Genomic DNA, 5909 nt, shown 5'->3' with positions numbered 1-5909 from the left:
TTCCCCCCCCGGCCCCCCCCGCTTGCCGGGCGGGCCCCCCCCCACCGCGGGGCCCCCCCCTGGGCGCCCCCCCGCTTCGGATCGTTCGAACGCCCTCGGCTACTCGGCGAGCAGCGCGGCGAGCGCCGGCAACTGAGCGGGGTCGTCGAGCGCCGAGCCGACGGCGACGGCGCGCACGCCCCGCGCGAGGAACTCCGCCGCGTTCGAGGCATCCATGCCGCCCGTGGCGACGAAGCGGGCGGCGGGGAACGGACCGGCCATCGCCGGGAACCATCCCGACCCGAGCAGCGAGGCCGGGAACGCCTTCAGCCAGGTGAGGCCCGTGGCCATCGCCGCCTGCACCTCGCTCGCGGTCGCGACGCCCGGCAACGGCGGCATCCCGGCCTCCGCGGAGGCGCGCGAGACGACCGGGTCGAATCCGGGGCTCACCGTGAAGGCCGCGCCGGCGGATGCCGCGAGCTCGACGTGTCGCACCGACACGACGGTGCCGGCTCCGACGAGACGGCCGGAGGCCCGTCCGGCTGCGGCGACGACGCGCAGCGCCTCGAGGTCGGCCTCGGTCTGGATCGGCAGCTCGACCACGTCGATGCCGAGCCCCCAGGCGCGTTCGGCGAGCTCGAGGCTCCGCTCGACGCCCAGGCCCCGGAAGATCGCCATGAGCGGCTGCCCGTCGAAGACGTCGTCGAACTCGGCGTTGCTGATGGTGGTCATCGGGTGCTCCTCGTGGTCGTTGCTGCTCTGGGGAAGTCGGCGGTGTCGCCGAGCACGGTGACGGCTCGGGCATGGCCGGCGGCGAGGCGCTCGCTCGGCCCGCCCCCGGCGAGGAGCGCGTCGAGATAGCCCGCTGCGAAGGCGTCGCCGGCGCCGACGGCCTCGACCACGTCGACGGACATCGCCGGCACCTGGGTCGACCCGGAATCCGCACCGGCGCGGAACTCGGTCGCGCCGACCGCTCCGTCCTTCACAACGAGGAGCGCGGGTTCGGGCAGGAGCGCCCGCACCGCGTCGGGCGTGACCGTACCCCAGAGCGCCTCCGCCTCATCGAGGCCGACGAAGACGATGTCGGCTCGAGCGGCGAGCTCCTGCAGCCTGCCGCGCGCCGCGCCCTCCTGCCAGAGGGCGCTGCGGTGGTTGACATCGAAGCTCAGCTTCGCGGGCGAGGCCGCGACGCGTTCGATCAGGTCGTCGACGAGGGCACCGCAGCTCGCCGAGAGCGCCGGTGTGATGCCGCTCACGTGCACGACCCGCGCGGTGTCGAGCGGAAGGCCGCCGAGGAAGGACGGATCCATGCGGGAGGCCGCCGAACCTGCGCGGTAGTAGTGCACGCCGCGACCCGGGTCCTTGAAGTAGACACCGGTCGGCGCCGCGTCGTCGGCCTCGATCCAGCGCGTGTCGACGCCGCGATCGTGCAGGTGCCGCACGACGCGCCGGCCGAGTGCGTCATCGCCGACCCGACCCGCCCACGCGGCACGACGGCCGAGCGCGGCGAGGTGCGCGGCGACGTTGGCCTCGGCACCCGCGGTGTCGACGCGGAACTCCTCGGCGGTCTCGAGCGGTTCGGCGAGCACCGGGGCGACGAGCGCCATGGTCTCGCCGATGGTGAGGACTTCGGGCAGCTGGGTCACGCCCCCTATGCTGTCTGGTGTGCAGATGCGGCGCAAATGCGTTGCAGCATCTGCAACACGAGAGAGGTTTCCGGATGCCGCAGCACACGCGACTCGCAGCACTCGCCGATGAACGACTGAGCACGGCCGACAAGGGGCTGCCCGCCCGCGCCGACGGCCTGACGGTGCGCGAGTTCCTCGCGAGCGGCACCCGACTCGCCGAGTTCTGGACGCCGCTCCTCGCCCTCGACGAGCGCGCGCTCGCACACAACGCCTCGGTGATCCAGGGCTGGTGCGACGCCCGCGGTCTCGAACTCATGCCGCACGGCAAGACCACGATGGCCCCCGCGCTCTGGCAGCTCCAGCTCGACACCGGCGCCACCGGCATCACCCTCGCGACGCCCGGGCAGGTGCGCACGGCTCGCACGTTCGGCATCGCCTCGATCATGCTCGCGAACACGCTCGTCGCCCCGGCGGCCCTCGCGTTCGTCGCCGGCGAGCTCGCCGACCCGTCGTTCGCGTTCCGCTCGTGGGTCGACTCCGTCGAGACCGTCGAGGCCATGGAGCAGTCGCTCGTCGGCATCGCGCTCCCCCGCCCGATCGACGTCCTCGTCGAGCTCGGCGGCGCCGGCGGCCGCACGGGCGCACGCGGCGTCGACGAGGCCGTGCGCATCGCGGAGCGCGTCGCCGCGTCGCCCGTGCTCCGCCTCGCGGGTACCGCCGGCTACGAGGGCAGCCTCTGCCATGATCGCTCCCCCGCTGCGCTCGAGGCCGTCCGCGCCTACCTCGCCGAGATGCTCCAGGTGCACGAGGCGGTGCGCGGCATCGCCGAGGGCGAGCTCATCGTCACGGCCGGCGGCAGCGCCTACCTCGAACTCGTCGCCGAGGTGTTCGCCCCCGCGATCGCGGCGGAGTCCGCGTCGAACCCCGGCAACGCCGCCACCCGCTGGATCCTCCGCTCGGGCGCCTCGCTCCTGCACGACGACGGCTTCTACCACGGCATCTCGCCGATCGACGAGGAGCTCACGCCCGCGATGCGCGGCTACGCCCGAGTCGTCTCGCACCCCGAGCCCGGCCTCGCGCTGCTCGACGGCGGCAAGCGCGACTTCCCCTACGACGAGGGGCTGCCCGTGCCGTTCGGCGTCGCCGAGCAGCCGGGCGGCGCCGAGCGGCCGCTCGCCGAGGCATCCGTCACCGCGCTCAACGACCAGCACGCCTACCTCCGCGCCGACGGCGCGCTCGACCTCGCGATCGGCGAGGTCGTGTCGCTCGGCCTCTCGCACCCGTGCACCGCATTCGACAAGTGGCGCCTCATCCCGGTCGTCGAGGGCGGCGGCTCCGACCGCGTGGTCGCGCTCGTGCGCACGTTCTTCTAGGAGCCCTCGGTGACGATCCTCATCCGAGACGTGATCACCGTCGATGCCGAGGGCGTCGGCGCCGGGCCCGCCGACGTGCTCGTCGACGGCGGGCGCATCGCGCGCATCGCCCCCGTGCGCACCCTCGACGCGGGTGACGCGCACGTCATCGACGGGCGCGGGCGGCACGTCATGCCCGGCTTCGTCGATGCCCACTCGCACGCCGATGGCGCGCTCTTCGACCCCGAGGTGCAGCTCGCGCTGCTGCGCCAGGGCGTCACGACCGTGATCGGCGGGCAGGACGGCGTCTCGTACGCCCCGGGCGACGGCGACTACGCCGCCGAGTACTTCGCCGCGATCAACGGACCGCACCCGAGCTACCGCGGCGGCGGGATCGCATCGCTGCTCGCCGCCTACGACGGCGCCACCGCCGTGAACGCGGGCGTGCTCGTGCCGGCGGGCACCGTGCGGTTCGACGTCATGGGCCGATCGACGGATGCCGCCTCGCCCGACGAGCTCGCTCGCATGCGGGCGCTCGTGGCCGACGGGCTCGCCGACGGCGCCCTCGGGCTCTCGACGGGCCTCGACTACGTGCCGGGCGTCTTCGCCGGCACCGACGAGCTCGCCGCCCTCGCGGCACCGGTCGCGGCGGCCGGAGCCGTCTACGTCTCGCACATGCGCGGCGGCTACGAGGCGAACTCGGCGGCCGGCATCGCCGAGATGGCCGCGATCGCGCGGGCGTCCGGTGCACGCGTGCACGTCTCGCACTTCCACGCCGAGCCGCACCTCGTGCACGAGCTCCTCGCCGAGCTCGATCGCGACGGGGTCGATGCGACCTTCGACGCCTACCCGTACACGCGCGGCTGCTCGATCCTCGCGATGCCGATCCTGCCCGCGTCGCTCACGGTGCGGCCCGCGGTCGAGGTCGTCGCCGAGCTCGCCGACCCCGCGGTGCGCTCGAGGCTCCGCCGGGAGTGGTTCCCGACGATCACGGGCTACGCGAGCCTCGGCCCCGAGTGGCCGTCGATGCTCACGCTCGCCCACGTCGCCTCCCCCGACTTCGACTGGGCGCACGGCCTCACGATCGCGCAGGGCGCGGCCGAGGCATCCGCTCACTCGGGCGCCTCGATCGACGCGATCGACTTCGCCCTCGACGTGCTCGTCGCCTCGCGGCTCGAGGTCAACGTCGTGATGGCCGTGCAGTACGAGCGCAGCGACGCCGGGCTCGCCGAGATCCTCTCGCACCCGGCGGCGATCGGCGGCTCCGACGGCATCTTCATCGGCCGCCACCCGCACCCGCGGGCGCGCGGCTCGTTCTCGCGCTACCTCGCGATGCTCGTGCGCGAGCAGGCGACGATCGGGTGGGCGGATGCCGCGGCGCTCGTCTCCTCGCGGGCGGTGGCCCGGTTCGGGCTCGGCGACCGCGGCGCGGTGCGCGAGGGATCCATCGCCGACCTCGTGCTCGTCGACCCCGACGCCGTGCGCGCGACCGCGAGCTACGCGGAGCCGCTCGGGCTCGGCACCGGCATCGACGACGTGCTCGTCGCCGGCGTGCCGGTGCTCGCGGGCGGGGCGCTCACCGGGGCGACGCCCGGGCGAGGCATCCGTCGCAGCGTCGACGAGACGTCAGGACCCCTCGTGTCGCACGGGACCCACGACATCCGGCGTCCGGTGCGACACGAGCCATCCCGATCCGGCGAAGCAGCGGAGGCCTGACATGTCGCAGAGCGTGAAGCGCGCGGCCCGCATCATCGACGCGATCGCCGCCGACCCCCGAACGGTCGCCGAACTCGCGGAGGCGTTCGACCTGCACCGATCGACGATGTTCCGCGAGCTGCAGTCGCTCGAGGAGGTCGGCTGGGTGCGCCGGCGCGCGTCCGGCCGCTACACGCTCGGCACCCGGCTCGCCGCCCTGTCGAAGGAGGCGCTCGACTCGCTCGACCTGCGAGAGGCCGGCGCCGAGCACATGCGTCGCCTGCAACGCCGCACGGGCAACACCGTGCACCTCGCAGCGCTCATGGACCGATCGATCGTCTACGTCGACAAGGCCGAAGACGAGTCGGGCGTGCGCATGTACTCCCGCATCGGCCGCGCCGTCATCCCCAACTGCTCGGCCGTCGGCAAGGCGATCCTCGCCGACCTCGACACCGCGGGCCGGGATGCCGTGCTCGCCGGCGCCACGTGGGAGCGGTACACCGATCTCACCATCACCACGCGCGAGCGACTCGACCGCGAGCTCGCCCTCGTGAGCTCCCGAGGCTGGGCGACCGACGACCGCGAGTTCGAGGCCTTCGTGAACTGCATCGCCGTGCCGATCCGCAGCTCGCTCGGCATCGTCGGCGCGCTCTCGGTCACGGCGATCCGGATGGTCGCCGACCTCGACCGGCTGCGAACGAACCTGCCTGCGATGCGGGAGACCGCCGCCGCCATCGCCCGCGAGCTCGGCTGAACCGAACTCCACCGACCACGAACCACCGACCGAACACCCCCACAGGAGGAACCATGTCCAAGATCGCCGTCACCCTCTCGAACGCGCCGAAGCCCGCCGGCCCCTACAGCCACGGCGTCGTCGCCAACGGCTTCCTCTACACCGCCGGCTTCGGCCCGCAGGACCCGGCGACGGGCGAGGTCGTGCCGGGCGGCGTCGCCGAGCAGACCCGCCAGGTGCTGCGCAACATCGGCGCCGTGCTCGCCGAGTACGACCTGTCGTTCGACGACGTCGTGAAGGTCACGGCCCACCTCGAAGACCTCGCCGACTTCGCCGAGTACAACGTGGCCTACGCCGAGTTCTTCACCGAGCCCTACCCCGTGCGCACCACCGTGGGCTCGCGTCTCGCGAACATCCTCGTCGAGATCGACGTCGTCGCCGCGATCCCGCAGGCCTGACCGAGACCCGAACACAGCGGATGCCCCGTGGCCGATCGGCCACGGGGCATCCGTCGTTCAGGGG

6 protein-coding genes are annotated in these 5909 nt (G+C 73.6%); 4 read left to right on the top strand and 2 right to left on the bottom strand.

Features of this window, described 5'->3' with window-relative positions; genetic code table 11:
* Positions 1 to 99 precede the first annotated feature (99 nt).
* The gene (locus tag ACFTQE_RS19760; RefSeq protein ID WP_376926671.1) at positions 100 to 711 is read right to left on the bottom strand and encodes a bifunctional 4-hydroxy-2-oxoglutarate aldolase/2-dehydro-3-deoxy-phosphogluconate aldolase; all 612 of its coding nucleotides are present in this window, start codon (positions 709 to 711) and stop codon (positions 100 to 102) included.
* On the bottom strand, positions 708 to 1625 hold the full coding sequence (locus ACFTQE_RS19755) for a sugar kinase (RefSeq protein ID WP_376926670.1): 918 nt from the start codon (positions 1623 to 1625) through the stop codon (positions 708 to 710). The genes ACFTQE_RS19760 and ACFTQE_RS19755 overlap by 4 nt, the downstream gene beginning before the upstream one ends.
* Before the next feature lie 74 nt (positions 1626 to 1699).
* Between ACFTQE_RS19755 and ACFTQE_RS19750 the strand changes: the two genes are divergently transcribed.
* Genes ACFTQE_RS19750 through ACFTQE_RS19735 form a run of 4 tightly spaced genes read left to right on the top strand, consistent with a single transcriptional unit; the run spans position 1700 to position 5845 of the window.
* Positions 1700 to 2980, top strand: a complete 1281-nt coding sequence (locus ACFTQE_RS19750; RefSeq protein WP_376926669.1) for an alanine racemase — start codon at positions 1700 to 1702, stop codon at positions 2978 to 2980.
* Between the two features lie 9 nt (positions 2981 to 2989).
* On the top strand, positions 2990 to 4675 hold the full coding sequence (locus ACFTQE_RS19745; protein ID WP_376926668.1) for an amidohydrolase family protein: 1686 nt from the start codon (positions 2990 to 2992) through the stop codon (positions 4673 to 4675).
* A 1-nt stretch (position 4676) separates the two neighbouring features.
* Entirely contained in the window at positions 4677 to 5408 is a 732-nt protein-coding gene (locus ACFTQE_RS19740) for an IclR family transcriptional regulator (protein WP_376926667.1), read from the top strand.
* Positions 5409 to 5461: 53 nt separating this feature from the next.
* A complete protein-coding gene (locus ACFTQE_RS19735; protein ID WP_376926666.1) occupies positions 5462 to 5845 on the top strand; it encodes a RidA family protein in 384 nt (127 codons plus the stop codon).
* The last annotated feature ends 64 nt before the right edge of the window (positions 5846 to 5909 follow it).

The organism is Agromyces sp. NPDC056965 (assembly GCF_042673425.1).
Lineage (GTDB): Bacteria > Actinomycetota > Actinomycetes > Actinomycetales > Microbacteriaceae > Agromyces.
The sequence above is the reverse complement of the archived record's forward strand: the minus strand, read 5'-3'. Positions and strand labels throughout refer to the sequence as shown.

Excerpts from the sequence above, each read along its gene's own strand:
- ACFTQE_RS19750 (WP_376926669.1), top strand. The coding sequence starts at position 1,700 with ATGCCGCAGCACACGCGACTCGCAGCACTCGCCGATGAACGACTGAGC.
- ACFTQE_RS19760 (WP_376926671.1), bottom strand. The coding sequence starts at position 711 with ATGACCACCATCAGCAACGCCGAGTTCGACGACGTCTTCGACGGGCAG.
- ACFTQE_RS19740 (WP_376926667.1), top strand. The coding sequence starts at position 4,677 with ATGTCGCAGAGCGTGAAGCGCGCGGCCCGCATCATCGACGCGATCGCC.
- ACFTQE_RS19735 (WP_376926666.1), top strand. The coding sequence starts at position 5,462 with ATGTCCAAGATCGCCGTCACCCTCTCGAACGCGCCGAAGCCCGCCGGC.